This is a genomic window from Arthrobacter sp. FW306-06-A (assembly GCF_021870055.1).
GTDB lineage: Bacteria > Actinomycetota > Actinomycetes > Actinomycetales > Micrococcaceae > Arthrobacter.
Window position 1 is genome coordinate 36,529 of the sequence record NZ_CP084552.1, and the last position, 24,348, is coordinate 60,876.

28 protein-coding genes are annotated in these 24,348 nt (G+C 66.8%); 5 read left to right on the forward strand and 23 right to left on the reverse strand.

Annotated elements, in window-relative coordinates; all coding sequences use genetic code 11:
* The first annotated feature begins 26 nt into the window (after positions 1 to 26).
* Entirely contained in the window at positions 27 to 509 is a 483-nt protein-coding gene (locus tag LFT49_RS00180; RefSeq protein WP_236800413.1) for a pyridoxamine 5'-phosphate oxidase family protein, read from the forward strand.
* Between the two features lie 26 nt (positions 510 to 535).
* On the opposite strand, the gene LFT49_RS00185 is transcribed toward LFT49_RS00180, so the two are convergent.
* A complete protein-coding gene (locus tag LFT49_RS00185) occupies positions 536 to 1,144 on the reverse strand; it encodes a DUF6919 domain-containing protein (RefSeq protein WP_236800414.1) in 609 nt (202 codons plus the stop codon).
* 54 nt (positions 1,145 to 1,198) lie between these two features.
* Positions 1,199 to 1,828, reverse strand: a complete 630-nt coding sequence (locus tag LFT49_RS00190; protein WP_237429345.1) for a hypothetical protein — start codon at positions 1,826 to 1,828, stop codon at positions 1,199 to 1,201.
* A 161-nt stretch (positions 1,829 to 1,989) separates the two neighbouring features.
* Here LFT49_RS00190 and LFT49_RS00195 point away from each other — a divergent pair, with 161 nt between their 5' ends.
* Positions 1,990 to 2,370 carry a VOC family protein gene (locus LFT49_RS00195; protein WP_236800416.1) on the forward strand — a complete coding sequence of 127 codons (381 nt, stop codon included), beginning with the start codon at positions 1,990 to 1,992 and terminating at the stop codon, positions 2,368 to 2,370.
* A 90-nt stretch (positions 2,371 to 2,460) separates the two neighbouring features.
* On the opposite strand, the gene LFT49_RS00200 is transcribed toward LFT49_RS00195, so the two are convergent.
* On the reverse strand, positions 2,461 to 2,865 hold the full coding sequence (locus LFT49_RS00200; protein WP_237429346.1) for a DUF5997 family protein: 405 nt from the start codon (positions 2,863 to 2,865) through the stop codon (positions 2,461 to 2,463).
* Between LFT49_RS00200 and LFT49_RS00205 the strand changes: the two genes are divergently transcribed.
* On the forward strand, positions 2,828 to 3,649 hold the full coding sequence (locus LFT49_RS00205; protein ID WP_237429347.1) for a LysR family substrate-binding domain-containing protein: 822 nt from the start codon (positions 2,828 to 2,830) through the stop codon (positions 3,647 to 3,649). The two genes, LFT49_RS00200 and LFT49_RS00205, sit on opposite strands and share 38 nt — an antisense overlap.
* A 96-nt stretch (positions 3,650 to 3,745) precedes the next feature.
* On the opposite strand, the gene LFT49_RS00210 is transcribed toward LFT49_RS00205, so the two are convergent.
* Genes LFT49_RS00210 through LFT49_RS00220 form a run of 3 tightly spaced genes read right to left on the reverse strand, consistent with a single transcriptional unit; the run spans position 3,746 to position 5,726 of the window.
* Positions 3,746 to 4,408, reverse strand: a complete 663-nt coding sequence (locus LFT49_RS00210; RefSeq protein ID WP_236800806.1) for a DUF3618 domain-containing protein — start codon at positions 4,406 to 4,408, stop codon at positions 3,746 to 3,748.
* Positions 4,405 to 4,836, reverse strand: a complete 432-nt coding sequence (locus LFT49_RS00215; RefSeq protein WP_237429348.1) for a phage holin family protein — start codon at positions 4,834 to 4,836, stop codon at positions 4,405 to 4,407. The genes LFT49_RS00210 and LFT49_RS00215 overlap by 4 nt, the downstream gene beginning before the upstream one ends.
* Complete coding sequence (locus LFT49_RS00220) at positions 4,836 to 5,726, reverse strand: hypothetical protein (protein WP_237429349.1); 891 nt, start codon at positions 5,724 to 5,726, stop codon at positions 4,836 to 4,838. The genes LFT49_RS00215 and LFT49_RS00220 overlap by 1 nt, the downstream gene beginning before the upstream one ends.
* A gap of 273 nt (positions 5,727 to 5,999) precedes the next feature.
* Here LFT49_RS00220 and LFT49_RS00225 point away from each other — a divergent pair, with 273 nt between their 5' ends.
* Entirely contained in the window at positions 6,000 to 6,533 is a 534-nt protein-coding gene (locus LFT49_RS00225) for a MarR family winged helix-turn-helix transcriptional regulator (RefSeq protein WP_236800422.1), read from the forward strand.
* A gap of 69 nt (positions 6,534 to 6,602) precedes the next feature.
* Here the strand turns inward: LFT49_RS00225 and LFT49_RS00230 are convergent, their stop codons facing one another.
* The 13 genes from LFT49_RS00230 to LFT49_RS00290 all read right to left on the reverse strand — a co-directional run bounded on the left by LFT49_RS00230 (position 6,603) and on the right by LFT49_RS00290 (position 18,920).
* A complete protein-coding gene (locus LFT49_RS00230) occupies positions 6,603 to 6,890 on the reverse strand; it encodes a hypothetical protein (RefSeq protein ID WP_236800423.1) in 288 nt (95 codons plus the stop codon).
* Positions 6,891 to 6,936: 46 nt separating this feature from the next.
* The gene (locus LFT49_RS00235; RefSeq protein WP_237429350.1) at positions 6,937 to 8,073 is read right to left on the reverse strand and encodes a baeRF2 domain-containing protein; all 1,137 of its coding nucleotides are present in this window, start codon (positions 8,071 to 8,073) and stop codon (positions 6,937 to 6,939) included.
* Complete coding sequence (locus LFT49_RS00240) at positions 8,070 to 8,285, reverse strand: hypothetical protein (RefSeq protein ID WP_237429351.1); 216 nt, start codon at positions 8,283 to 8,285, stop codon at positions 8,070 to 8,072. The genes LFT49_RS00235 and LFT49_RS00240 overlap by 4 nt, the downstream gene beginning before the upstream one ends.
* 105 nt (positions 8,286 to 8,390) lie before the next feature.
* A complete protein-coding gene (locus LFT49_RS00245; protein ID WP_236800426.1) occupies positions 8,391 to 8,735 on the reverse strand; it encodes a hypothetical protein in 345 nt (114 codons plus the stop codon).
* 63 nt (positions 8,736 to 8,798) lie between these two features.
* The gene (locus LFT49_RS00250) at positions 8,799 to 10,049 is read right to left on the reverse strand and encodes a D-arabinono-1,4-lactone oxidase (protein WP_237429352.1); all 1,251 of its coding nucleotides are present in this window, start codon (positions 10,047 to 10,049) and stop codon (positions 8,799 to 8,801) included.
* 43 nt (positions 10,050 to 10,092) lie between these two features.
* The gene (locus LFT49_RS00255) at positions 10,093 to 10,998 is read right to left on the reverse strand and encodes a pentapeptide repeat-containing protein (RefSeq protein WP_237429353.1); all 906 of its coding nucleotides are present in this window, start codon (positions 10,996 to 10,998) and stop codon (positions 10,093 to 10,095) included.
* Between the two features lie 30 nt (positions 10,999 to 11,028).
* Positions 11,029 to 12,801, reverse strand: coding sequence for an amidase (locus LFT49_RS00260; RefSeq protein WP_237429354.1), 1,773 nt, complete (start codon positions 12,799 to 12,801; stop codon positions 11,029 to 11,031).
* Complete coding sequence (locus LFT49_RS00265; RefSeq protein WP_442863719.1) at positions 12,798 to 13,901, reverse strand: agmatine deiminase family protein; 1,104 nt, start codon at positions 13,899 to 13,901, stop codon at positions 12,798 to 12,800. Before LFT49_RS00265 ends, LFT49_RS00260 begins: the two co-directional genes overlap by 4 nt.
* A gap of 42 nt (positions 13,902 to 13,943) precedes the next feature.
* The gene (locus LFT49_RS00270; RefSeq protein ID WP_237429355.1) at positions 13,944 to 14,660 is read right to left on the reverse strand and encodes an alpha/beta fold hydrolase; all 717 of its coding nucleotides are present in this window, start codon (positions 14,658 to 14,660) and stop codon (positions 13,944 to 13,946) included.
* A gap of 43 nt (positions 14,661 to 14,703) precedes the next feature.
* Positions 14,704 to 15,864 (reverse strand): ribosome small subunit-dependent GTPase A, encoded by a 1,161-nt coding sequence (rsgA, locus tag LFT49_RS00275; RefSeq protein WP_442863720.1) that lies wholly within the window; start codon positions 15,862 to 15,864, stop codon positions 14,704 to 14,706.
* A 298-nt stretch (positions 15,865 to 16,162) separates the two neighbouring features.
* A complete protein-coding gene (locus LFT49_RS00280) occupies positions 16,163 to 17,203 on the reverse strand; it encodes a hemolysin family protein (protein ID WP_237429356.1) in 1,041 nt (346 codons plus the stop codon).
* The gene (locus LFT49_RS00285) at positions 17,196 to 18,557 is read right to left on the reverse strand and encodes a hemolysin family protein (protein WP_236800433.1); all 1,362 of its coding nucleotides are present in this window, start codon (positions 18,555 to 18,557) and stop codon (positions 17,196 to 17,198) included. The genes LFT49_RS00280 and LFT49_RS00285 overlap by 8 nt, the downstream gene beginning before the upstream one ends.
* Positions 18,558 to 18,683: 126 nt before the next feature.
* A complete protein-coding gene (locus tag LFT49_RS00290) occupies positions 18,684 to 18,920 on the reverse strand; it encodes a zinc-ribbon domain-containing protein (RefSeq protein WP_236800434.1) in 237 nt (78 codons plus the stop codon).
* 147 nt (positions 18,921 to 19,067) lie between these two features.
* Between LFT49_RS00290 and LFT49_RS00295 the strand changes: the two genes are divergently transcribed.
* The gene (locus LFT49_RS00295; RefSeq protein ID WP_237429357.1) at positions 19,068 to 20,219 is read left to right on the forward strand and encodes a GGDEF domain-containing protein; all 1,152 of its coding nucleotides are present in this window, start codon (positions 19,068 to 19,070) and stop codon (positions 20,217 to 20,219) included.
* A 39-nt stretch (positions 20,220 to 20,258) separates the two neighbouring features.
* Here LFT49_RS00295 and LFT49_RS00300 read toward each other — a convergent pair whose 3' ends face one another.
* From LFT49_RS00300 to LFT49_RS00315, 4 genes are read right to left on the reverse strand one after another with little or no spacing between them, the layout of a single operon-like run.
* On the reverse strand, positions 20,259 to 21,374 hold the full coding sequence (locus tag LFT49_RS00300; RefSeq protein ID WP_237429358.1) for a Gfo/Idh/MocA family protein: 1,116 nt from the start codon (positions 21,372 to 21,374) through the stop codon (positions 20,259 to 20,261).
* Positions 21,359 to 22,057: a ThuA domain-containing protein gene (locus LFT49_RS00305; RefSeq protein WP_237429359.1), complete on the reverse strand. Its 699-nt coding sequence runs from the start codon at positions 22,055 to 22,057 to the stop codon at positions 21,359 to 21,361. The genes LFT49_RS00300 and LFT49_RS00305 overlap by 16 nt, the downstream gene beginning before the upstream one ends.
* 46 nt (positions 22,058 to 22,103) lie before the next feature.
* Positions 22,104 to 23,108 carry a sugar phosphate isomerase/epimerase family protein gene (locus LFT49_RS00310; RefSeq protein WP_236800439.1) on the reverse strand — a complete coding sequence of 335 codons (1,005 nt, stop codon included), beginning with the start codon at positions 23,106 to 23,108 and terminating at the stop codon, positions 22,104 to 22,106.
* A gap of 33 nt (positions 23,109 to 23,141) precedes the next feature.
* Entirely contained in the window at positions 23,142 to 24,332 is a 1,191-nt protein-coding gene (locus LFT49_RS00315) for a Gfo/Idh/MocA family protein (RefSeq protein ID WP_237429360.1), read from the reverse strand.
* Positions 24,333 to 24,348 lie beyond the last annotated feature (16 nt).

A 24,348-nucleotide genomic window follows, 5' to 3' on the forward strand; every position in this document is an offset into this window, starting at 1 on the left:
CCGACTTCAGACGAACGAGGTGAGGCATGACTGACGCCCAGAGCATCAGCAAGGTTACGGAGATCATCAACGATTCCAGGATCGGAATGGTCACCACCATCAACGAAGAAGGCGCCCTCGTCAGCCGGCCGCTGGCCGTCCAGGAGGTAAAGGACGACGGCGACATGTGGTTCTTCACCGGCCTCGGCACCTCCCAGGTCGCGCACGTCCGGGCTGATTCACGCGTCAACGTCGCCTTTGGCAAGAACACCGAATGGGTTTCCGTGGCCGGAACCGCCGAAGTGGTCACCGACCGGGCCAAGATCCACGAACTGTGGAACCAGGCTGTTGAAGCCTGGTTCCCGGATGGCCCGGACACTCCCGAAGTGTGCCTGTTGCGCGTGGACTCGGATTCCGCCGAATACTGGACCAGCCCAGGCGGCACGGCCGCCACGGTGCTCCAGTGGGTGAAGGCCAAGGTCACCCACAGCCGGATGAGTGTTGGCGAAAGCGGCACCGTGGAGCTGTAGTACCGGACGTTGAAGGGGCGGGGCGGCTAGGGCTGCCCCGCCCCTTTCAACGCCTGCAGGACCGCCGGCAACAGCACGTCGTTGCGCCCCCACACCGGATCAAGGACTTCCACATACCAGGAGTCCGCGAGCAGCAGGGCCAGCGCGTCATTGGTTTCGTCCGCCCAGTCCCTGATCTGCGCCTCGTCTACAGGGTTCTCGCTGGAACCGAGCACCGTTGTGACCTCCGTGCCTGCCAGGGTCACGGGAATCGCAGCATTGCTTGCCTCACCCGGTGCGTGGGCCACGGTGACCAGTTCGGTGCGCGTGGAAAGGGCCAGCAGTTCGCGGGCGGTGCCGGCGCTGCAGAAGCCCGTGACATACTCCCGTTGTGCTGCGCTATCGGTGAGGATGCCCGGCTGGGACTCCTTGGTGAACAGCCCGTTGCGGTTCAGCTCCGCCAAGGCTGCGGCCAGCGGGATGGTCTCGGTGTCGAAGCCGGGGGCGAAATGCCCCGGCTGGTACGAGCTCCCACCCTCTAACCAGCGGGCGGTCAACTCACCGGCGGCCTCCAGGGTGGTGGCCTGCCGCCAGACCCCGCGGTCCTCCAGCAGCCGGCCGTACTCGTCATGGGCAGGCAGTTCCTCAGGCTTCATCTTTGGATGCTATCGCCGGTCCTCCGGGCCGATCCAACGCCGGCGACACGGCAGTTAACCTCGGCCGGCCTGCTCTGCGGGCAGGCCGGCCGGAATGCCGGCTGCCCGTTCCGCCGCTGCCAGTGACGCGGCCAGGCTGTCCACGGCATCCGGGTACCCCTTGTGCGCGGCGGTCCGCAGCTGGTCCGCAGCCCGCATCGACTTGATCAGCGCGGACGTTTCCGGAAGCCGCACATCGGTCAACGCCGGATAGTCGATGCCGCAGGCCGGATCCAGCTCGTAGCGCCGCCATCGCAGCAGGATTTCATCGTGCTGCAGCCGGGCTTCCTGGTGCGCGGCAATCCGCTGCCGTTCCTCGATGCGTGCTGCACGCCGGGCCAGGAATTTCGGGGTGGCGCGGTGCGCGGCAATACCTGACGCGGCTGCCGCCCCTGCCAGCACCAAACCCGCCAACGGCGACACCAGCGCCGGAATGATCAACGCAGGAAGGGCCACGCAGGAACCCAAAAACAGGTCCCAGAACAGCTGGTCCGTCCGCTCCGCCGCGCTGTCACTGGGGGCAAGGGACCGGCGCCGGACGACAAAAACGGTGGCGGCTACGGCGGCAACCAGCACCGGGCCACACAACAGGACCGCCCACGCACTATGAAGCAGTCCCTGCATCAACGATTCCGCGGCTGACATCCTGCACCTCCGGCGCCCGGCATTCCCCATTACACCGCCTCCGGCCGAAAAGCCCGCGGTGGTCCTTCCATTGCACCGTGTTCGGTCCACAGGGTCAATGGCAGGTGAGAAGGGAAAGAAGGCACTGCAGACGGTCATGGACTGGCAGGTACCGTGGGTCCATGCGAATCAAAATGTGCAGCATCCATGTCCAGGACCCCGCCGCGGCCTACGCCTTTTACACGGGAACGCTTGGTTTTGACACGCTCATGGTGATGCCGGAGCACAACCTGTACATCATCAAGGATCCTGGAGCGGACGACAGTTCAGTCGGGCTGCTCCTGGAACCCAGTGACAACCCGATCGGCGCGGACTACATGAACGCGGTGCGCGAGGCGGGGCTGCCCGCCATCGTCTTTGGGGTCCCGGATGTGCAGGCGGAGTATGACCGGCTGGTGGCCGCTGGTGTCAGCTTCAAGATCCCGCCCACCACGGACCCGTTCGGGACCAGCGCGGTGTTCGACGATGGCTGCGGCAACTACATCCAGATCCACCAGGACTGACGAGGCCCGGGGACGCGACCGAAGCTTGTCCGCGCATCCGGACGTTCAAGGTCCAGGCCGGCGAACAAGCTTCTGAGACGTGACTGGATGCTACTCGGCCTGGGCGCGGTCCTTTTTCGCCTGCTTCCTGGCGGCCTCTTCCTTGACCCGCTGGGCTTCGGCCCGGACGGCGGCGTGTGTGGCACGCTCGGCGACCAGCCACTGCGGTGGGGCCTGCAGCAGTGCGGTGATTTCCGCCGTCGTCAATGCCTCCTCCACGCCGCCGCGGGCCAGGCCGCTGATGGACACGTTCAACTTTTGGGCTACCACCGGGCGGGGGTGCGGGCCGTTGCGGCGCAGCTCGGCCAGCCATTCCGGCGGGTTGGCCTGGAGCTCGGCGAACTGCTCGCGGGTGATGGTTGAATCCTGGAACTCCTGCGGCGTGGCCGGGAGGTAGATGCCAAGTTTCTTGGCAACGGTGGCCGGCTTCATGGACTGGGAGTTTGCAGAGGTCATGCTTCAAGGGTATCCGGGCGGCGGGTACTGTGAAGACGTGCCAGCCGATGATACCCCCACGCCCGATGCCCCCGCTGCCCCTGAAGAGGCGGCCCCGCGGGTGCTGCGCATCACCTACGTGGCAGGGGTAACACCCGGCAAGTGGATCCGCCGGTGGGAAGAACGCATGCCGCATATTCCCCTGCAGGCATTTATGGTCGAGGACGCTGCCCAGCTTGGGCCGCTGCAGGACGGCAGTGCGGACATGGGCTTTGTCCGCCTCCCCATCGAGCGGGAGGGCCTCAGCGTGATCCCGCTCTACGAAGAACAGCCAGTGGTGGTGGCCCCAAAGGGCCATGAGATCTCGGTGTTCGAGGAAGTACCGTTTGCTGACCTCGCTGAGGAATCGTTCCTGGATGTTGCCGCCCTGGGCGGACCGGAGGCAGCGCTCCAGGTGGTTGCTTCCGGCGCGGGCCTGGTGGTCCTTCCCATGGCGGTGGCCCGACATTTCAACGTCAAGGACACTGTTGCGCGCCGTTTGACGGGCGCGGAGGGGACGGACATTGCACTGGCCTGGCCCACCGAGGCCACGGACGAGGTGCTGGAGGAATTTATCGGCATTGTCCGCGGACGCACCGCCCAGAGCTCGCGGCAGCCCTCCGCCCAGCCTGCCAAGGTGAAGAAGGAGCCCAAACCGGACCGCCGCGGCACCGGAGCGAAGAAAGCGCCCAAGGTGGCCCAGCGCTACGCGCCCAACCCGGACAAGGGACGCGGCAAGGGTTCCCGCAAAAAGGGCAAGCGCTAGCCGGGCCTGACGGGCCTGGTTTATCGGCGGGCAGCAACGAAGCCGGCCCGCTCACGCGGTCCGGCTTCGTTGTTTATCCTTGCCTAGCCAGGCGGGCTAGGTGTTTTGGACGTTGTCTTTGGCGTCTGTGGCGCGGTCTTTGACGTCGGTGGCGGCTTGTTGGCCTTCGGTTTTGACGTTTTGGGCGGCGTCGGTGGCGGTGGCCTTGACGTTTTCCATGGCTTCCTGGGCGGGTTCCTTCAGGTCCTGGGCGACGGTTTTGGCGGCGTCGGTGACTTGGGTTGCCAGGGGCTGGGCTGCGGTTTTGAGTTGGTCCGCGGCTTCGCGTTCTTTCTGGCTTGGCGGGATCAGGGAGGAGACCAGGAGCCCGGCGCCGAAGGCGATGAGTCCGGCGGCCAGGGGGTTGCCGGCGGTTTTGGCTTTGACCTGGTCCGGGGCGGCGCTGACGGTGTGGCCGGCGTCGGAGAGTTTGGCCGAGACGGTGTCGGTGGCCTGGTGCAGGCTGTCTCCGGCCGAGCTCATGGCGTTGCTGGTGTGTCCGGCGCCGGCGGAGGTTGTGTCGTGGACCTTGGTGGTGGCGGTGTCTGCTGCTCCCATGATTTTCTCCTTCACCCCGGTGACGGCATCGCGGACTTTGTCGGTTTGGCGGTGCACGATGTTGGACGGGGTGACTTTGTCGGCTACGGCGTCGACGTTGGTGCCCAGGCGTGCCCGGGTCGCTTCGATGTCTGCTCGGATGACGTCAGGGTTTTCGCTCATCGGTTTACCTCACCTGGTTTTAGGGTTGGGGGAATTTCTGAGAGGGTTTCGCCTGTTTGGGGCAGGCCCTTGATCTGCTTGAGTTCCTTGCGGCCCATCGAGGCCAGGACTGCGGCGATGATCGCCCAGATCACGGCGACGATCAACGCGGCCCAGCCCAGGGCCATGACGGCGCCCAGGGCCCACATCAGGGCCAGGGAGAGGAAGAGCAGGACGAAGTGTCCGCCTACGCCGGCGCCGGCGAGCATGCCTGCGCCCTTGCCGGCCCGGGAGGTGGATTGCTTGAGTTCGGCCTTGGCCAGCTCCACTTCCTGGCGCATCAGGGTGGACAGGTCCCGGGTCACATCACCGAGCAGATCGCCCAGGGACGCGTTGTCCGCTTTCACATGCGCCGCGCTGGGCGGCGGCTCAGGAATCTGGCTACTCATCACAGACCACCCGTCTGGTGGCGGCCGCTGCCGGAGGTGCCTTCGCTGCCGAAGGTTTCTTCACCGGTGTACACGCCATTTTCGGCCCGGTAGGGGTCGTCCTCGAACCGAAGTGGGGACTCCTCTGCGGTGCCCGAGGGCAGGGTGCTGGTGGAAACGGGGGCTCCGCCCACTACCGGCTCATCGAAGAGGTCATCGGTGCCCGCGGCGTACACGGTCTCCTGGTGCAGCGGCGCAACCGGCGGCGACTGCACGGCCCGGTACTGGCCCGTGCCCTGGGCCGATCCTGCCTGCACCTGTCCCTGTGATTCCGGGGCTCCCGCGGTGAGGCCGCGGGTGAGGCGTCCGGCCAGGACGCCTGCACCTGCTGCGAGGAGCAGGAAGGTGCCGGGGCGGTTGCGGGCGAAGCGCTGGACCTCGTTCAGGAGGTCACCGGGCTCGCGGTTCTCCAGCCAGGATGCTGCCGAGGAGGTGCGCTCGGCTGCCTGCCGGACCAAGTCGCTGGCCATGCCCTGCTGGTCCGGGGCGCTGGCCATGCTGTGCAGCTGGCTGGAAATGTTGCGGATGCCTTCGGCTGCTTTCTGCTGCTGTGTGCCGGCCTGGGTGGTCAGCCCCGACTTGGCCTGGTGCAGCAGGTCCTGCGCATTGGACTTCGCCTCCTGCGCCACGTTCGCGGCTTCACTCTTGGCAGTCTGCGCTACTCCCTGGGCGGCAGATGCCGCCTCGCCGGCCACGTTGGAAGCCTCGTCCTTGGCTGCCTGGGTCTTCGAGGTATCGCCCTCTGCAGCATAGGAGGCCTGCCCGGGAGCCACCTCTGTTGCTCCGTACGGATCAGTGATGGCCGGGTCGGCGCCGGTGTGCGGGGTCTGGGGCCATTGGTTCTCTGTCATCTTCGCTCTCTTTCAGAAAGGGTTAGCTGGCGATCAAGAACCAGCAGTGCTGGCGACTTAGTAAGCAAGGTTACTAATTAGATACTAAGCACACTTCCCATTTCGAATGCAAGGGGCAGTGCCGGTTTTTGGGTCGGAAGATGGCCGGCGCCGGCGCCGCTTGCCAATCGGATAGTAAGCCTACTTGCGAATATGTTGCTAAGCATGCTTATTGTAGGGGTGTAGCGACGCAGGGTGACCAGCACTTCGCCACCTACAGGAAGGCCGCGGCCGATGACCAGCAATCTCGATCCGGACGCCCGGAGCAGCTACCGCCTGATCACTTTGGCGGCCCGGCTGATCCAGCGGCGGCAGGACGATGCACTGGCCCCCCTTGGCCTCACCCGTGCGGCAGTTATTGCATTGGAAGGCCTGACGGGGGGCCCACTGAACCAGGAACAGCTCGCAGACGCGATCAGGGTGCAAAGCCAGACGCTGGGGCGGGTCCTTACCCGCCTCGAAGCTACCGGACTCATCACCAGGACCCGCCACGCCTCCGACCGCCGGCAGCTGAAGGTTGAGCTGACGGATGCCGGGGCTGCCGCCGTTGACGCGGCGCGACAGGCTGAGATCAATGCCTACCCGGACGATCCGGACATTGAGTGGAAGGTGCTGCGGGATGAACTGACGAAGTTTGTCCGTGCGGTGCCGCTCACGCGCGATGCCGGGGTTGTCCCGTTTGCCCCACCGGAGCACCGGACCGGGCACCGTCCCCAGGCGGGGCGGGCGGCGGGCATGCGGGGTTGGGAGCAGCCAGGCCAGAACTGAGCTGACCGAAGTTGTTGCCTAAACCAAAAGCAGTGGCCGGCCCCGTAGGGCCGGCCACTGCTTTTTGGTCTAACTGTTGTCGTCCGGTTCCTCTTCCAATAGGCCCCGCTGGGCAAGGTCTGCGGCATCAGCCGCTTCCGGCGGCAATGGATCCGTGGCCGGCGGAACGTCACTGGGGGCGTAATCGGCCAGCCCGGCCGCCACCCGCTCCTGTTCGACGGCCTTTTGGTAATCGTCGTCGTCAACGTCTTCCGGCATCTTGCCGTGGCCCGTGCGGGTAGGAGTCGGAAGCGCGTCCTCCTCCGGGACCATCACGCTGTCGAGGACATCATCCGGGTTTTCATCTGCAGTGCTCATGGCGCACCTTCCAATACATGGTTCGGCGAAAAGGGTTAGCAGGGCTTTACGACGACGGGACGCCCGGCCCCGAGGACCAGCGCAGGAGTGCCGCGACATGGACGCCCTCCGGCAGGACCGGTCCCGGGACCAGGAGAACGCGGGCGTCAGTCAACGCAGCGGCCCGAAGCAGCGCCGCCGGAGCGGGGACTTCGCCCAGGATTTCCGCACCCAGGGCCTCCTCCTTGGCGGTGGCGATCCACGGTTCCGCATCCAGGGCCAGCATGGTGCGTTCAGACAGGGCGTCGTCATCCAGGATCAGGGTGTCCACCTGCGCCTGCTGCAGCGCGTGCACCACGGCTCCCACACCGTGGGCGGCTTCCGGGTTGGCCTGTCCCTCCTGGACCGCCAGCCTGTCCATCACGCTCCGCTGTTCTTCGGCCCATACCTCTGCAACGTGCTGGTTGACCCGATCCTCCAGGTTTGCGCTGTCCGCCCCGCCGGTGTGGGTGTGCGAATCCACCTCGGATACAAGCGCCTTGCTGGCCTCGGAGAGGTTGTCCTTCACCAGGCCGCGGGCCCGGATATCACCGGCGAGGACGATGAGCCGTGCGCCGCTGGCACGGGCCACCCGGTCAATCTCACCCGCCACTTCATCCGCGTTGCGGCGCCAGACGTCTTCGGTGTGATGCTGGAACCGCAGTTCCGACCAGCCTCCGCCGTGGAACTTGTGTATGTTCTCGGATTCGCCTTCCACTTCCTGGACGCTGCTGGGAGCCCCGGCGCCCGCCCGGTACAACCGGATTTCGCCGTGTTCCCGGCTGACTTCCGCCACGACATACGGCAATTCTTCCGGCCGGTGCTTGACCAGGGGCAGCAGGTCCGGGATGGACTCCATGGCCACCCGTTCGGGGAGGACGAGGTCTCCGGGAAGTACCTCGTTGATTTCGGCCTTCCCGCTGTGGACCAGGACGAATCTCGAGACGGGGGAGGGCAGCCCTGCTGCCGGCTGGAGTGCCTGCTCCATTGCCTCAATGTCAGCTGCGGCTGCCCCCTGCGCCTCGAGCTGGGCCTGCGCGTTGCCCGGGCGGACATCGCCGGCTTCCAGTGAGTCCACCGTTCCGGTCCCGGCAGGCACGTAGGCGGTGCACCAAGGTCCGGGGCGGCGGTACAGGTCGGCGTATTTCTGCAGGCTGGTGGTCACTGTTCCCCCTCCTCGGTGGGAAGGGGGTCCGGCGAGGCGACAGGATTCAACGCCTCCCGGACTTCCGCCGGGTCCGTGTCATCCGGAAAAGGCTCTGTTTCGCGCCATTCCTCGGCATGGGCGGGCTGGTTTCCCTGGACCACCCCCTGCGCTTCATGCTTCATCTGGTCGTCCAGATTCTGGCCGTGGGTGGTGTTGCCGCGTTCTGCCATGACGATCTCCTTCGCGAGCGATTTAGTATCACAGGCTTACTAGTTCGTCACTTCACCGTAGCACCAACGGGCAGGCGGCTAAAGGGGTTCGGTGGGGCTTCCTGCTTAGGCGTGGCAGGCGTCCTGCAATGCCCGGACGGAGTCTTCCGGCACCTGGTCCCCGGCCTCGGCGATCTTGCCCAGCGGCGTCGTGATTTCCGCCGGGACCCCTGCCGTCCGTGCTGCCGAGACCAAGCCGGCCAATGCCTGCCGGTCTGAAGGGCTGACCAGGCCGTCTTCCACTACGGCGCATATTTGCCGGTTGATTTCCTGGGCGGCACTGGAGGCGACCTTGGACGCGGCATCGCTCGCCGCGGTGCCCGCAGCTTCCCCGACAGCGCCACAACCGGTCAGCAGCATCAATACGGTGGACAGGGCAGCGGCGCGGGTGGTGGCGGTACGAAAGGTCATGGCTCCAGCGTACCGGCGGACGTCTCCGCTCCGGCCGGCCGAAGCTTCCGGGAGCGGCTGCGGCTAGCGGTGGGCCGGGACACCCAGAATGCTGTCCAGCAGCCCGTTCCGGAACTTGCCCTCAGGATCGTGACCTGCGGCGAAGGAACGGAAGTCGGCGAAGCGCGGGTACAGCTTTTCCCAGTCGTGCCCGCCGGGGGTGAACAGCTTGCCCCAGTGCGGGCGGGCGCCAAAGGGGCGCAGGGCCTCCTCCAGGACCGGAAGGAATGCCTCAACCTCCGGCTGCATCGGCTTCCAGGTGAAGTGCAGCGCCACGCTCTGCTGCCGGTAGAACGGGCTGAGCCAGAACTCGTCGGCGGCCCCGGTGCGCACTTCCGAGACGAAAAGCAGGGGTGAAAGCTGTCCGGCCAGCCCGCGGACTGCCTGGAGGGCAGCGGGGGCGTGCTCCAGGGGAAGAATGAACTCGCTTTGGAGTTCATCGCCGTTGCTGGGAGTGAATTCGTGCCGGAAGTGCGGCAGTCGGTCCAGCCACAATCCCGGTTCGTCCAGCTGTGCCGTGCAGTTTTCCGCGGACATGTCCGGCAGGGGGTGCCGCGGACGCAGGGCGGCGGTTGCCCCGAACAGGCTGGGAAGCGCGGGCTCCTCATCAAGGGCTTTGAGCCAGACCTGGTTGACGGTGTTACCGGCGTAGTCGGTAAAAAGGCTCACGCTGTAGGCCGCAGAGACGATGGCTTTGAAGTCGGCAAGGGCGTTGTCCCAGGGCAGGTCCTCAAGGACGCGCTGCCGCATCCGGAAACTCGGGCGCACCGCAAGCTCCAGGCCGGTGACAATGCCCAGGGCCCCGATGCCCACGACGCTGGCCAGGAACTCGTCCCCGTCCGCCTTGGTAAGCGTGACCTGCTCGCCGGAGGCGCGGACCAGGTCGATGGATGCCACGGCACCGGCAAGCGAAGGGTTGTTGAGCCCGGAGCCGTGCGTTCCGGTCTGCACCGCGCCTGCCACCGAGATGTGCGGCAACGAGGCGAGGTTATGGATGGCAACGCCGGATTTCTCGAGGGTCCGGCAGAGCGCCCCGTAACTCACTCCGCCGCTGACGCGCACCGTGCCACGGGCGGAATCCATTTCGACCTGCTGGGGCAGGGCATCGAGGAGCACGTGGACGCCGTCCGTGTCGCCCACCCGGTTAAACGAGTGCCGGGACCCCAGGGCCTTGACGCGCGGCGAACCAACCACGATGGAGGCCAGCTCCGCTACAGATTCCGGCCGCCGGACATCCGCGGAGGAGTATTCGAGGTTTCCTGCCCAGTTCTTCATCAAGTGGCTTTCGATTGGCGTCGGTTTCCTCTCACTGTCAGCGCTAACAATCGGGCCTGTCAAGGCGCTTCCGCTGGGTGGGCCGAACCCGGCGGGCTGGAGGCGGGGGTGGCGGCGATGGAATCCAATGGGCGGGCACCTCAAGCCTTGGGGGCAGCCGCGTGGACAGGTTGCCGCGGGCTGCGGTGATTTGTGCCTGGGTGAGGAAGAGGGAACCACTGAGGTCGGCGTCGTCGAGCCTTGCATCGCGCAGGTCTGCGCCCAGGAAGTCCACCGCCGTCAGGTCGGCACCGCGGAGGTCGGCACCGATCAGGTATGAGCCGCGAAGATCGGCGCCGCACAGGGCCGACCCGCTCAGGTTTGCTCCTGCCAGGTCGGCGCCCGGTGCCAGGCCGTGGCGTTGCGGCCCATCGGAGAAATACCCCGCGCGGACCTCCTCGCTGACCCAGCGCAATGCTTCACCCACCTGCAGGTGGAGGCTCCCGACGTCGGCAGTAAGGACCTTCCCCAGGTTGCCTTCAGCCACCTCCCGGACTTTCATCTGGAGAAGGCGGACCTCGTCGGCGGCGTCCGGGCTGTACGCAACCGCCTCCGCCTGCGCCAGGTGCCACAGCATTTCATGCAGCTGGCGCATGACCCTGAACGCGGCGAACATGTCCGGCGCCGAACCCGGGTTGTCCCGCCAGCTGGTGCCGTGGAACAGCCGCTGGCTGACGGCCTGCCCGGCGCCAAAGCAGTCGAACACCGTGCAGCCGGCAAAACCGCGCGGCCTGAGCCTGTCATGGATGGTGCAGGAAAAGTCCGCGGCCAGGTTGGGGCACGGGCGGGCCGGCGGCTTATCGATAGCGAAGTCCGCCGAGCGGGTGAAGCCGAACGCGGTGCAGCACAGGGCAAAGCATTGCGAGCAGTCAGGCCGCAGGGCAGCCGGGGTGGCAAGGGGCGGTGCCATGCCTCCAGACTACCCATGCGGCTTGCTGGGTCAGGGGCTTTCTACAGCTCCTCGCGGCATGGTGCGGGGCGGTGGTACACGGCGTCGGCCTGTGGCTTCGAACGCCGCTGCCAACCGGAGCAGCGCGTTGTCGTCGTAGGCCTTGCCCGCGATCGTGAGTCCCACCGGCATCGCGATGTCCGCGGCGAGGCCCATGGGCACGGTCACCGTGGGAATCCCCAGGTGCCGCGGGACCAGGTTCCCGTTGGCCACCCACACGCCGTTGCGCCAGGCGATGTCCGCCGAGCGTTCGTTGGTGTCGGCGTCTGCCGGGGCGACATCGGCGGCCGCCGGGAACAGGACGGCGTCAAGTCCCAGCTGGTCCATCCACTGCTCCAGGTCCACCCGGCGGGTTTCCTCGAGTCCCGCCAGGCCTTCGGGCAGCTGCGGGATGTCAGTGAGGGCAGGGACGCCGTGCTCCCGGATCCAGGCAGGATAGTCCGCGATGTCGTCATCGAACCCGTCATAGCGGTCCGGCAGAGCGCCCTGGGGAGCGGGGAAGATCATTGAACCGTCGACGTCGGCAAGCGTGCTTAGCTGGGGGTCGCCGTTGGCGGCCAGGAAGTCATTCCAGGCCCAAGCGGAGAGGTCGACGATTTCACGTCGGAGATACTCGGGGGACACCTGGCCACGGGTGGCGATGGTGGGCGCGCCGGGCCGATCGCCTTCGTAGTTGGACACCACCGGGAAGTCCACCTCCACCACCTCGGCCCCGGCGGCTTCCAGGTCGCGGCGGGCCGCAGCCCACAGTTCCAGGATGGACGCGCGCGTCTCGATCCGTTGGCCGGTGGGGCCGCCAATGCCCGGGGCCTGCGCCGTTCCGGCGTCTGGGTCGGCGTTGATGTACATCCGGGGGACACCCAGACGTTTGCCCGCAAGGACGGCTGCGGCGGCGGTTGCGTCCGGGACAGCCAGCTCAAGGTACGACGGCGGGCGGACGGCGGATGCCTTGGGCACCGGGATCCAGGGCTGGGTGCGCCAGAAGTCACCGCGCGTTTGGGTGTCGTCCGCCACCACGGCGTCCAGGACTTCCAGCAGGTCCGCCACGGTCCGGGTGTGCGGAACCACCACGTCCATGGTGGGGACCAGCGGCCAGTTGCCTCGGACGGAGATGACGCCGCGCGACGGCGTGTAGGCGCAGAGGGCATTGTTCGACGCCGGCGCGCGCCCCGAGGACCAGGTTTCCTCCGCCAGGCCAAAGGCAGCGAGGCTGGCCGCGGTGGCGGTTCCGGACCCGTTGGACGATCCCGAGGCGAACGCCGCCGTGAGGAAGCGGGCGTTGTAGGGACTTTCCGCCCGGCCATATACCCCGCGTTGCATACCTCCGTTGGCCATGGGCGGCATGTTGGTCAGTCCTATCAGGACTGCCCCGCCGGCCTTTAGGCGCTCGATGGTAAAGGCGTCCTGCTGCGCTACCAGGTCCTTGAAGGCCGGCGATCCCGCAGCCACGGTAAGGCCTTTAACCTGGTAGCTGTCCTTTGCCGTGTAGGGGATGCCGTCGAGCGGGCCAAGTGTGAACCCGGCAGCGCGGCGACGGTCGGACGCCTGCGCCTCGGCAATGGCGTAAGGGTTCATGACGACCAGTGCATTCAGGCATATGCCCGTTGAGTCATACTTCTCGATGCGCTCAAGATACAGACGGACCAGTTCCTCGCTGGTCACGTCACCGCCCTCCAGGGCAGCCCGGAGTTGGCTAATACTGGCTTCCACCACGTCGAACGTTTCCGCTGCCACCGGCTGCCGCATGTGCTCTGCCAGTTTCATGCCGCATCGCCTTCCCGCGGGGCCGGCTGCTGCTGGGTAATGCAGTGGATGCCGCCGCCGAAGGCAAAGATGTCCCGGGCGTCCACCAGTTCCACGGTGCGTTCGGGATAGGCGCGTTCCAGGATGCCTGCCGCAATGGCGTCGTTCGGATCGTCAAAGCTGCAGAGCACCACCACGTTGTTGGCCACGTAATGGTTGATGTAGGACCAGTCCACCCAGCCCTCCTCATCCTTGAGTGTGGTGGGTGCGGGGACGTCGATGATGCGCAGCGGCCGGCCCTGGGCGTCCAGTTGCCCGGCGAGGACCGTCTTCAGTTGGAGGTAGACCGCGTGGTCCGGGTGCGCGGGGTCGTCCTGGCGGTGCAGCAGGATGGTGCGCGGCCCGGCAAAAGCGGCCACGATGTCCACGTGGCCGCGGGTTCCGAATTCGTCGTAGTCCCGGGTGAGCCCGCGCGGCAGCCAGATGGCCTTGGTGGTGCCCAGGGCCGCGTGGACTTCTGCCTCGACAGATTCCTTGGTGGCGCCGGGATTGCGTCCGGGATCAAGCTGGACTGTTTCGGTCAGCAGCACGGTTCCTGCACCGTCCACGTGGAAGCCGCCGCCCTCATTCACCAGGGCGGACGCCCGGACGGGCACGTCCACGCTTGCCGCGATTGTCCGGGCCACCTCCTGGTCGTTGCCCCAGGCGGCCCAGTCCTGGGCGCCCCAGCCGTTGAAGGTCCAGTCGACCGCGGCCAGCAACCCGTCGGCCGCGTGGACGAACGTGGGGCCGCTGTCCCGCAGCCAGGCGTCGTCAATCGGCACCTCCAGCACGTCGATGCCACTGCCAAGCCATTCCCTGGCGGCGGTGGCGTCCCGGGGATCGGCGATGACGGTGACGGGTTCGTAGCGGGCGATGGTGCGCGCCACCCTGGTCCATGCGGCCCGCGCCCGGTCAAGGGTGGAGCTTCCCACCGGGCCGAAAGTGTCGTTGGGCGGCGGGAAGGCCATCCAGGTGCGCTGGTGCGCTTCCCACTCTGCGGGCATGTGGTTTGCGGTGCCGATTACTGCGTGGCCAGGGGCGGCGTTGCCCGTGACCATGGTCGGATAAATGAATGCCATTCATTTATTATGGGGACGGCTTTGGCCGCACGCAAGAGTGTTTCAGGCTTCATCCACCTCCGTTCGGTCAACAGCCGCCAGGATGGCCGTGGCCAGTGGGCTCGGTTTGGTGAACTGCGGCCAGTGCCCGGTGGGCAGGTCGATGTACTCCACGTCCGGGATCCTGGCCAGCTCTGCAACGAAAGGATTGCCGGCTGCGACCCACTCCTGGAGCATGGCGGACGGGAACTCGCAGGTGATCACGGTGACGGGCACGTTGTAACGCCGCTCATCATGCAGCTGTTGCCTGCCGCGGGCCACGCCCCGGGGCTCCGGTACTGCCCGCGCCCGGAATGCCTGCCGCAGTCCGTCGTCGAGGTCCACCAGGTCGGCGTCGTCAAAATCCTCCCAGGGAGGCAAGGGCACATCGTCCCCGACAACCCGCAAATCGTCATTGATCACGCCGCCTTCGCCCAGGGGACCGCTGTCCACGTAGATGGCGCGCTCCACCTTGTCCGGCCTGGCGTCCACGGCTCCATGGATGACGGCTCCGCCGCCGGAATGCCCCACCAGGACCACCTTGCCGGGCAGGCCGTCCATGACCTCCACCACCGCATCGATGTGGTCCTGCAGGTTGATGCCCGCGCGGTTGGCGTCCGCCGACTCCTTGCCGGGAAGGGTGAGGGGGTGGGGGTGGTGCCCTGCCGCTTCCAGGGCCGGTGCCACCCCCTCCCACGATGAGGCGTCCAACCAAAAACCGGGTACCAGGATGATGTCCATGACCGAACCCTACTCCCGACCCCCGACACGGAATACGGCATTCCTACCGCTTCCGCTTCCGGTCCTTCCCTTCGCTCCGGTTGCCGCGCTCAGTGGCCTCCCGCTCCGCCCAGCGCTGCGACTTTCCCGCCGCCACCACCTTCTGGTGCCACTCGCGGTGGTACGCGCGCTGGGCCGCGACGTCGGACCGCCGTGCCAGCGCTGCAAGCTCCCGTTGCATCTTCAGATAGGAGTTCCAGCGGCGCTCGGGGAGGTTACCGCTGTCGATCGCCTCACGGACCGCACAGCCCGGCTCGTTCCCGTGGGCACAGTCTGAGAACCGGCAGCCGGCGGCCAGTTCCTCCACATCGCCGAACATCCCGCCCAGGCCTTCCCCGGCGTCGAACAGCCCGAAGCCGCGCACCCCGGGAGTGTCCATCAGCACGGTGCCGTTGGACAGCGGCACCAGCTCGCGGGAGGTGGTGGTGTGCTTGCCTTTGAAGTCACCGGCCCGCACCTCCGCGGTCTGCTGCACCTTCCGGCCCACGAGCGCGTTGATCAGGGTGGACTTGCCGGCGCCTGACGGTCCCAGGAGCACGATGGTGCCGCCGGGCGGGATGCGGGACATCAGTTCGTCGACCCCGTCGCCGTTTTCGGCGGACGTGGTCACCACGTCGACGCCCGCCGCCTGCAGGATGACTTTCCCGACGACGTCGTCAGCCACCTGGGCCAGGTCCGCCTTGGTGATGATCACCAGCGGGGTGGCGCCGGAGTCCCAGGCGGCAACGAGGGTTCGTTCGAGCCTGTTGTGGGTGAGCGGCCGGTCCACGGGAACTACGACCCCCACGGTGTCCATGTTGGCGGCGAGGACCTGTTCCTCGGAGGAGTCCTCGAACGCGCGCTTGCGGCTGAGCTCTGAACGTCGGGGGAGGACTGCCAGGATCTGGCACCCTCCGGCGCGGTTAGGACCGGTCCAGACCCAGTCGCCGGTGACCGCCGGCTCGCCGGACAGCGGATAGGGCAGGTGGAGCAGTCCGTCGTCGACTGCAACCAGCAGCAGGGTTCGGTCCACGCGGACCACCCGTCCGCGTCCCGTGGCGCCCGGGCAGGGGTGCTGGTCGAAGTGGCGGGCGACGGCAGGGGTGTAGCCGTACGCGGCTAGCGTGCGGGTTGGTTGGGTGGTACTTGGGGTGTTGTCCAGGGCGTTGCCTGAAGAATTGTGCACGTTGGTTTCCTTGCGAGGGTCCCCGGTGCCGCGGTGCTATGGCGGGCAGGTGCCGTCGGTCAATCGTGGGCAGCCGGGAAGGATGGGTGATGGGGTGGGTGCGGGGCGCTCCGGGCGCGCGGCAACAGCAGTCATCAAAACCACCTCCCTTCCCTCGTGCGGGTTTTCGTCCTCCTGCCGGGGACGGCAGGGGAGAACCGATCCCACCTTAGTTCCCGCCGCCGTCGGGCGCTAGGGTGCAGGCGCAAAAAGGGTGCGGCCCCCGAAGGAAACCGCACCCAATCCCAGGAAGCAGCGGCTACGCGCTGGTGGCGTCCTGCACCTCGCCCACCAGTTCCTCGATGATGTCCTCGAGGAAGAGCATCCCGGTGGTCCTGCCGTCGGAGTCGAACACCCGGGCCACGTGGGCTCCCGACCGCCGCATCGACGCCAATGCATCCTCAAGGTCCGCGCCCGCAAATGCCGACGCCAGGCGGCGGACCCGCTTGGCCGGGACCGGCCGGTGGAACTTTTCCGCCGCGGTGAGGTCCATGACGTCTTTGAGGTGAAGGTAGCCGTCCGGCTCGCCGGCACTGTTGGTCAGGATGTAGCGGGAGTAGCCGTGCCCTGCCACGGCCTGCTGGATGTCGGCGGGCGTGGCGGATTCGGGCAGCAGCACCATGTCGGCCATGGGCACCTGGACGTCCGCAACCGTCTTGGCGGTGAATTCGAACGCGTTGGTCAGGGTGCCCGTGGTGTCTGTCAGCATGCCGTCCCGGGTGGACTGCTCCACGATGGTGGCCACCTCATCCAGCGTGTACGCACTGGTGGCCTCGTCCTTGGGCTCAACCCCGAACAGCCGCAGGACGGAGTTGGCAATCCCGTTCAGGGTCCAGATCACCGGCTTGAACACCTTGGCCACCATGACCAACGGCGGGGCGAGCAGGAGGGCTGCACGGGTGGGGACCGAAAAGGAGATGTTTTTGGGCACCATTTCGCCCACCACCACGTGCAGGAAGGTCACCAGCAGCAGCGCCACGATGAACGCGATGATGCTGATCGCCTCATAGGACAAGGACGTCAGGCCCAGCGGGATCTCCAGCAGGTGGTGGATCGCCGGTTCGGAGACGTTCAGGATGACCAACGAGCAGACTGTGATGCCCAGCTGGCTGGTGGCCAACATGAGCGTGGCGTGTTCCATGGCCCACAGCGTGGTTTTTGCCGCTTTGCTGCCGGCCTCGGCCCTTGGCTCGATCTGGGAGCGGCGGGCGGAAATGACGGCGAATTCTGCGCCCACGAAGAAGCCGTTGACCACCAGGAGCACTGCCAGCCAGATGATGCCGGGAAGGTATTCACTCATGGGTCAGCTCCCTGGTCAGGCCGTCGATGATCCGGTCGTGCGGGCTCCGGGGTGGTTCGCCGGACGCGGCGGGGGTGAAGCGCAGCCGCTCCACGTGCATGCCTGCCACGCGCTCCACGCGGAGGGTGCCGCCGTCGACCTCCACCTCGTCGCCCAGCTCGGGCAGGCGGTCCAGCCGGTCCGTGACGAACCCGCCCACGGTGTCGTACTCGTCCCCGTCCGGCACTTCGATTCCGGTGCGGTCCAGCAGCTCGTCCGGCCGCAGCGCGGCATCGAACGTGACGGACCGGCCCACGCGGACAACGCCCGCGCGCGCCCGGTCGTGCTCGTCCTCCAGCTCGCCCACGATCTCTTCCACCAAGTCCTCCAGGGTGACGATCCCGGCGGTCCCGCCATGCTCGTCGGAAACGATGGCCACCTGGAGGCCCTGGCGCCGCAGCAGGCCCAGGAGGGTGTCTACGCCCATGGATTCCGGGATCCGCAGGGGCTCGATCATGAGCTCCGCCGCGGTGGTGTCCGCCCGATGCTCCAGGGCGACGGCGAACGCCTGCTTCACGTGCAGGAGGCCCAGGACGTCATCCCGGTCCCGCCCGATCACGGGAAACCGGGAGTAGCCCGTGGCCGTGGCAAGGGAAACGATGTCCTCTGCGGTGTCGGACAGGCCGACGGCGGCCATCCTGACGCGGGGTGTCATGACGTCCGCGGCGCTGTACTCGGAGAACCGGAGGGTGCGGCGCAGCAGGGTGGCATGGTCCAGGTCCAGGACGCCTTCGACGGCGGAGCGGCGCACCAGGGAGCTTAGCTCCTCTGCGCTGCGGGCGCCGGAAAGCTCCTCCTTGGGCTCGATGCCGAACCCGCGGATGATCTTGTTGGCAGTGTTGTTGAAGAGCAGGATCACGGGCTTGAACACGGCCGTGAAGAGTGCCTGGAAGGGGACTACCACCTTGGCGGTGGCCAGCGGCAGGGCCAGGGCGAAGTTCTTGGGCACCAGCTCGCCCACCACCATGGAGAAGACCGTGGCCAGGAAGATGCCGGCAACGGAGCCGACGGCGGGCACCAGGGCTTGGGGGACGCCGACGGACTGCAGCGGGCCGCTGAGCATGCGGCTGATGGCCGGTTCAAAGGTGTAGCCCGTGAGGAGCGTGGTCAGCGTGATGCCCAGCTGGGCACCCGAGAGGTGGGTGGAGGTGATGCGAAGGGCCTTGATGGTGGGGCCCAGGCGCTTCTCGCCGCGGGCCTGGCGTGCTTCGAGATCGTGCCGGTCCAGGTTCACCAGGGCGAACTCCGAGGCGACGAAGAAGCCGGTGCCGACGGTCAGGACCAGGCCGATGCCCAACATGATCCATTCATACATTGGAGCGCCCCTCTCCTGTGGTGGCCGGTGGTCCGGTCAGTTGGCAGAGGGGCCAGGGCATGTGTGAAGGAGGGTCGTCCATATGTGGTTCAACTCCGCTGGCACCGGGGAAGTTCCCGCTGCCTCCTACCGGCGCAGCTCCAAGGCCCGCTTCTGACGCCCGCTGATGGACGAAACGTAGCCACAGTTAGTGCAGGTAATCCGGAACTTCCGGGACACCGTGAGCAGCGGAATGAAGAACAGGGTGAATTTCGTGGCTTGTTCTTCAAGGAGGTGGTGGATGAAAGCGCCGCAGTGCGGGCAGGTTGCTGTCCTGCCCGGCAGCGCCTTGAACACGGTCTTGAACCCGAAGAGGAGGAGCATTGGCGGCCTTACGTTGTCCGGATGGTTAACCTCCCACCCTAGGCGAGTTTGACGGGTGCCCATCCGGGGTAGGGATGCTTTGCGCCATATGGGTGGGTGCGATACTGGCGTGGGCAGCATTCGGGCTTCTGGGGGGACTTCTGGCACATGGTTCTGGATACGGCAACCCTGCGCATCGCGTTTGGCCTGATGGCCCTGGTGCTGGTGGTTCTCTTCTACTTTTCCGCCTACCGGGTAACCCGCTCGCCCTACAGCGCCTGGTGGTGCGGCGCCCTGCTCTTCTTCCTTTCCGGCTCCGCCTGCTTCCTGCTGGAAGGCACGCCGCACCAGTGGTGGGCCAACCCGGTGGGTAACACGCTGCTGGTGCATGGCGGAGTTGCCGTGTGGGCGGGCGCCCGCTCGCTGCGCACGGTGCCCCGGCCCCGGTGGGCCTTCACGGGTATTCCGCTTGCCACCCTGGTGGCGTCCCTGCTGGACCATCCCGCCACCAACACCTGGTCCGGCGGTCCGGTGTTCCTCGCCGCCATGAGCCTGACCATCGGACTGGCGTCGCGTGAGCTGTGGCGGCTCGAGCCGGGCTACTCGCGGGTGCGGATTCCCATGGCAGTGGCCGCGGGCGGGCTGTCCGCTTATTACTTCTTCCGTTGGCTGGCGTTCCTGGTGGAGGGCCCGGATGGGGCCATTTTCGTTACCGTTTTTGGATCCGCCGTCACCACCATGGTGACCATGGTGCTGCTGGTGGTGGTGTCCTTCAGCATGGCCGGGTTGAGCACCGAACAGCAGACCCGCGCCCTGCGGGTGGTTGCCACCCGGGACGACCTCACCGGACTCCTGAACCGCAAGGCCTTCCTGGACCTGGCTGCGGAACAGTTGGCCGACCGCACCATCACCGGTGGCTCCGGCGCGCTGATCCTGGCCGACCTTGACCATTTCAAGGTGGTCAACGATACCCACGGCCACGCCGCAGGCGACCTGGCGCTGCAGGCCTTCGCTGACGCCTGCGTTGCCACGGTCCGCTCCACCGACCTGGCCGGCAGGTATGGCGGGGAAGAATTCGTGATCCTGGTCCCCGGGGCCAACGCCGAACGGGCAGAGACGATTGCCGAGGAAATCAGCAGGCGGCTGGCAGGCGCCGAAGCGCCGGACGGCATGGAGATGCCCACCGCCAGTTACGGCATTTCGACCTACGACGGCGGGACCTCCGACGTGGACCGCCTCATCGCCGCAGCGGATGCGGCCCTGTACAGGGCCAAGTCACTGGGAAGGAACCGCGCCGCCCGCAGCGATGAGCTGCACTAGCTCCACTGCGGCGGGCGGCGCGGTTCCGGTTCCGGAGGGCTACTTCGCCTGGAGGGCGTCTGCCTGTTCGGCGAGGACGGTGAGTGCCACGCTTTCCGGCCGCTCAACAGTGCTCTGGATGCTTACGGTCATGCCGCTGTGCGCAGCCTTGAGGACAGATTCCATGACCTCCAGCGCGTGGTAGGCAAGGGCTCCGCCTGCCCGGGGTTCCTTGCCCCGGGGGGTGGAAGCGAGATCGGCGATGCCAAACCCGCGGCCGGCATCCACGTATCCCGCCGAGACAGGCAGGGTTTCCCAGTCCTCGGCGCCCAGGGAGAACAGCTGGACGTCGCCGTCGAAGTGGTTGGGGTCGGGCACCACCAGGGATCCGCGTTCGCCGTGGATCTCGATGTTCGGCGACTTGGACTTCACGGCGTCGAAGCTCATGAACAGCGTGGAAAGCGCCCCGGAGGCGTGGACCAGGATGCCCGTGACGTGGGAGTCGATGGTAACCGGCACTTTTTCGCCCTGCCGCGGCCCGGAGCCGATGGTCCGCTCGTCGCGGGTATGGCTGGCCGCGCCGAGCACCGAAACCACCGGACCCAGCAGCGTCACCAGGGCGGTGACATAGTAGGGGCCCATGTCCAGGAGGGGGCCGCCGCCCGGCTGGTAATAGAAGTCCGGGTTGGGGTGCCAACGCTCGTGGCCCGGGGTCACCATGGTGGCCGATGCCGAGATGGGGGCGCCGATGAGCCCGTCGTCGATGGCTTTGCGGGCGGTCTGGATTCCGGTGCCCAGCACGGTGTCAGGGGCACAGCCGACGACGACGCCTGCCTGGCGTGCCGCGTCCAGCACCTGGCGTGCCTCTTCAGTCGTGGCCGCCAGCGGCTTTTCGCCGTAGACGCTCTTGCCGGCCGCGATCGCCTGCAGCGCCACGTCGGCGTGCGCGGCGGGGATGGTCAGGTTCAGGACCAGGTCGATGTCGTCAGCGGCGAGCAGTTCTTCGACCGAGAGGGCGCGGACGCCCTCGTAATCATCCGCTACGGCCCGGGCACGTGCCGGGTCCAGGTCCGCCACGGCCACCAGGTTGACCTGGTCCAGCCGCCGGAAATTGGTGAGGTACTGGGCGATGATGGCTCCGCAGCCAATGATTCCGACGTTCAACGGCTTGCCCACAGCAGGCCCCTTTCGATGATGGTGCGTACGTTCTGGTCCTGGAGGATTTCGACGCGGTGGCCGGGAGTGCAGACGAAGATGCGTCCCTTGCCCCACTGGCGGGTCCAGATGGCCGGGGAGGTCACTTCGCGGTGCCAGGGATCCCACTCGCGGACTTTCTGGGTGGTGGTGGCCAGGACATCGATGTAGTCATCGGCGAGGACCCAGTACTGCTCGGTGACCAGGTCGAAGTCCTTGATGCCCTTGGTAATCGGGTGCTCCGCCGCGGCGGGCAGCATGTTGACGGTGTACGGAACGTAGTTGTCCGACTGTTCGCCAACGCACTCGTCCGGGTGCTTGCCGGGGTGGCAGGCGAACTGGCCGCCGATCAGGTGCAGGTAGTCGGAGGTGTTCCGGTAGGAGTCGGCGATGCCACCGTGCCAGCCGGCCAGGCCGGTGCCGTTTTCCACGGCCGTCCGCAGTCCGGCGAATTCGTCCTTTTCGATGGTGCTCATGGTCATGCACTGCATGATCAGGTCCACCCCGGCCATGTATTCGGCGTCGGCGTAGACCTTGGGCGATTCCTCTATCCGGACGTCATAGCCGTTGTCCTTGAGGTAGGGAATGAAGAGCTCGGTGGCCTCGTAGGGCTGGTGGCCGTCCCAGCCGCCGCGGACGACCAGCGCGTGCTTGCGATCTGTCATTAAAGTTTCCTTTGTTTGGTTGCCGGCTGGTGCCGGCGAAGCATGGTCAGCGGCTGGCGAAGGCGGCGTCGAAGGCAGCTGCCGGCGGGGCGATCCGGGCCAGTTCCTGGACCATGGCCAGCGCCTGCGGGGCGCCGATGAGCCGGTCCATCCCGGCGTCCTCCCATTCGATGCTGGTGGGACCTTCATAGCCGATGGCGTTCAAGGTCCGGAAGATGCGGTTCCACTGCACATCGCCATGCCCTGCCGTGACGAAGTCCCAGCCGCGCCGGGGGTCCGCCCAGGCAAGGTGCGAGCCCAGGCGGCCGTTGCGGCCGTCAAGCTGGCGGACGGATTCCTTCACGTGGACGTGGAAGATCTTGTCTGCGAAGTCCTGCAGGAACATCACCGGGTCCAGGTCCTGCCAGATGAAGTGGGAGGGGTCGAAGTTCAGGCCGAAGCTCTCGCGGTGCCCGATGGCTTCAAGCGTGCGCTTGGCGGTCCAGTAGTCGTAGGCGATTTCGGACGGGTGGACTTCCAGGGCGAACCGGACACCCTCTTCCTCGAAGACGTCAAGGATGGGATTCCAGCGGTCGGCGAAGTCCTGGTAGCCGGCGTCGATCATTGCCTGCGAGGCCGGCGGGAACATGGCCACGGCCTTCCAGATGGAGGAGCCGGTGAAACCCGTTACCGTCTTCACCCCGAGGCGGGCAGCCGCCCGTGCGGTGTCCTTCATGGCCTCCGCTGCCCGGCGGCGCACCCCTTCGGGCTCGCCGTCGCCCCAGGTCTCTGCCGACAGGATGTCCCGGTGGCGCTCGTCGATGGGATCGTCACACACGGCCTGTCCGGTCAGGTGGTTGGCGATGGCGAACACCTTGAGGTTGTTCTTTTCGAGGATGTCCAGGCGGCCCTGGAGGTAGTTGTCGTCCTCGGCAGCCCGGCGGGGGTCAAGGTGGTCGCCCCAGCAGGCGATTTCGAGCCCGTCAAAGCCCCATTCGCCGGCGAGCCGCGCCACCTCCTCGAAGGGCAGGTCGGCCCACTGGCCGGTAAAGAGCGTGATTGGTCGTGTCATGTGAGTTCCTATTTGATCGAAGCCGTACGTTGCTCAGACTTTTTGCCACTGGCTGGAGTTGGCGGCGCTGGACTCCACCGCGGCGAGGACCCGCTGCACCTGCAGGGCGTCGGCGAAGGATGGTTCGGGTTGGCGTCCTTCACCGATGGCCGTGACGAGGTCCACCACCTGGTGGGTGAAGCCGTGTTCGTATCCCAGTCCGTGGCCGGTGGGCCACCAGTTCCCCACGTAGGGATGCTCGGGCTCGGTGACGAAGATCCGCCGGAAGCCCGCATCCGGGGACTCCGCCGCGTCATAGAAGGACAGGACGTTCATGTCCTCGAAATCGAAGGCGAGGGAGCCCTTGGTGCCGTTGACCTCCAGGCGCATGGCGTTCTTCCTGCCCAGTGCGTAGCGCGTGGCTTCGAAGACGCCGATGGCACCTGCGGAAGCGCCGCCGTCGAACTTTGCGCTGAAGATGGCCGCATCATCCACAGTGACCTGCCCGCGCGGGGCGTCGTCGCTCAGGTCGCCGTGGCCACCCAGGCCCACCATGTCGCCCGCAAGCGGGCGTTCCCGGACGAAGGTCTCCAGCATTGCGGATACCCCGTTGATGTTCATGCCCGTGACCCACTGCGCCGCGTCGATGCTGTGGGCTCCGATGTCACCCAGGGAGCCGGACCCGGACTTGCTCTTGTCCAGCCGCCAGGTCATGGGGGCGTTGGGGTCGGAGAGCCAGTCCTGCAGGTACTGGGCACGGATGTGGCGGATCTCGCCGAGCCTGCCCTGTTCCACGAACCGTTTGGCCAGTGCCAGTGCCGGGGTGCGGCGGTAGCTGAAGCCGCACATGGAGAAGACGCCGTTCTTTGCGGCCGTTTCCGCCGCGAGCGTCATCCGCTCAGCCTCGTCCACGGAGTTGGCCAGCGGCTTTTCGCACAGCACGTGCTTGCCGGCTTCCAGGGCGGCGATGGCAATCTCGGCGTGGGTGTTCCCGGGAGTGCAGATGTCAATGAGGTCGATGTCGTCGCGCTCGATCAGGCGGCGCCAGTCAGTCTCAACAGAGTCCCAGCCCAGCTTGTCCGCAGCGGCACGCACGCCGTCGGCATTCCTGCCGGCCACCGCGGTGAGCTGTGGCTGCAGCGGCAGGTCGAAGAACCGGGGCGCGGTGCGCCAGGCGTGGGAGTGGGCTGCACCCATGAAGGCGTAGCCCACCATTCCGACCCGCAGGGGCTTAGCGGTGGTCATGTTGAAAGTCCTTTCG

Bases quoted from the DNA above. Each gene is read 5' to 3' on its own strand.
- LFT49_RS00180 (WP_236800413.1), top strand. From the start codon at position 27: ATGACTGACGCCCAGAGCATCAGCAAGGTTACGGAGATCATCAACGAT.
- LFT49_RS00185 (WP_236800414.1), bottom strand. From the start codon at position 1,144: ATGAAGCCTGAGGAACTGCCTGCCCATGACGAGTACGGCCGGCTGCTG.
- LFT49_RS00190 (WP_237429345.1), bottom strand. From the start codon at position 1,828: ATGTCAGCCGCGGAATCGTTGATGCAGGGACTGCTTCATAGTGCGTGG.
- LFT49_RS00195 (WP_236800416.1), top strand. From the start codon at position 1,990: ATGCGAATCAAAATGTGCAGCATCCATGTCCAGGACCCCGCCGCGGCC.
- LFT49_RS00200 (WP_237429346.1), bottom strand. From the start codon at position 2,865: ATGACCTCTGCAAACTCCCAGTCCATGAAGCCGGCCACCGTTGCCAAG.
- LFT49_RS00210 (WP_236800806.1), bottom strand. From the start codon at position 4,408: ATGAGCGAAAACCCTGACGTCATCCGAGCAGACATCGAAGCGACCCGG.
- LFT49_RS00215 (WP_237429348.1), bottom strand. From the start codon at position 4,836: ATGAGTAGCCAGATTCCTGAGCCGCCGCCCAGCGCGGCGCATGTGAAA.
- LFT49_RS00220 (WP_237429349.1), bottom strand. From the start codon at position 5,726: ATGACAGAGAACCAATGGCCCCAGACCCCGCACACCGGCGCCGACCCG.
- LFT49_RS00225 (WP_236800422.1), top strand. From the start codon at position 6,000: ATGACCAGCAATCTCGATCCGGACGCCCGGAGCAGCTACCGCCTGATC.
- LFT49_RS00230 (WP_236800423.1), bottom strand. From the start codon at position 6,890: ATGAGCACTGCAGATGAAAACCCGGATGATGTCCTCGACAGCGTGATG.
- LFT49_RS00240 (WP_237429351.1), bottom strand. From the start codon at position 8,285: ATGGCAGAACGCGGCAACACCACCCACGGCCAGAATCTGGACGACCAG.
- LFT49_RS00245 (WP_236800426.1), bottom strand. From the start codon at position 8,735: ATGACCTTTCGTACCGCCACCACCCGCGCCGCTGCCCTGTCCACCGTA.
- LFT49_RS00250 (WP_237429352.1), bottom strand. From the start codon at position 10,049: ATGAAGAACTGGGCAGGAAACCTCGAATACTCCTCCGCGGATGTCCGG.
- LFT49_RS00255 (WP_237429353.1), bottom strand. From the start codon at position 10,998: ATGGCACCGCCCCTTGCCACCCCGGCTGCCCTGCGGCCTGACTGCTCG.
- LFT49_RS00260 (WP_237429354.1), bottom strand. From the start codon at position 12,801: ATGAAACTGGCAGAGCACATGCGGCAGCCGGTGGCAGCGGAAACGTTC.
- LFT49_RS00265 (WP_442863719.1), bottom strand. From the start codon at position 13,901: ATGGCATTCATTTATCCGACCATGGTCACGGGCAACGCCGCCCCTGGC.
- LFT49_RS00270 (WP_237429355.1), bottom strand. From the start codon at position 14,660: ATGGACATCATCCTGGTACCCGGTTTTTGGTTGGACGCCTCATCGTGG.
- LFT49_RS00280 (WP_237429356.1), bottom strand. From the start codon at position 17,203: ATGAGTGAATACCTTCCCGGCATCATCTGGCTGGCAGTGCTCCTGGTG.
- LFT49_RS00285 (WP_236800433.1), bottom strand. From the start codon at position 18,557: ATGTATGAATGGATCATGTTGGGCATCGGCCTGGTCCTGACCGTCGGC.
- LFT49_RS00290 (WP_236800434.1), bottom strand. From the start codon at position 18,920: ATGCTCCTCCTCTTCGGGTTCAAGACCGTGTTCAAGGCGCTGCCGGGC.
- LFT49_RS00295 (WP_237429357.1), top strand. From the start codon at position 19,068: ATGGTTCTGGATACGGCAACCCTGCGCATCGCGTTTGGCCTGATGGCC.
- LFT49_RS00305 (WP_237429359.1), bottom strand. From the start codon at position 22,057: ATGACAGATCGCAAGCACGCGCTGGTCGTCCGCGGCGGCTGGGACGGC.
- LFT49_RS00310 (WP_236800439.1), bottom strand. From the start codon at position 23,108: ATGACACGACCAATCACGCTCTTTACCGGCCAGTGGGCCGACCTGCCC.
- LFT49_RS00315 (WP_237429360.1), bottom strand. From the start codon at position 24,332: ATGACCACCGCTAAGCCCCTGCGGGTCGGAATGGTGGGCTACGCCTTC.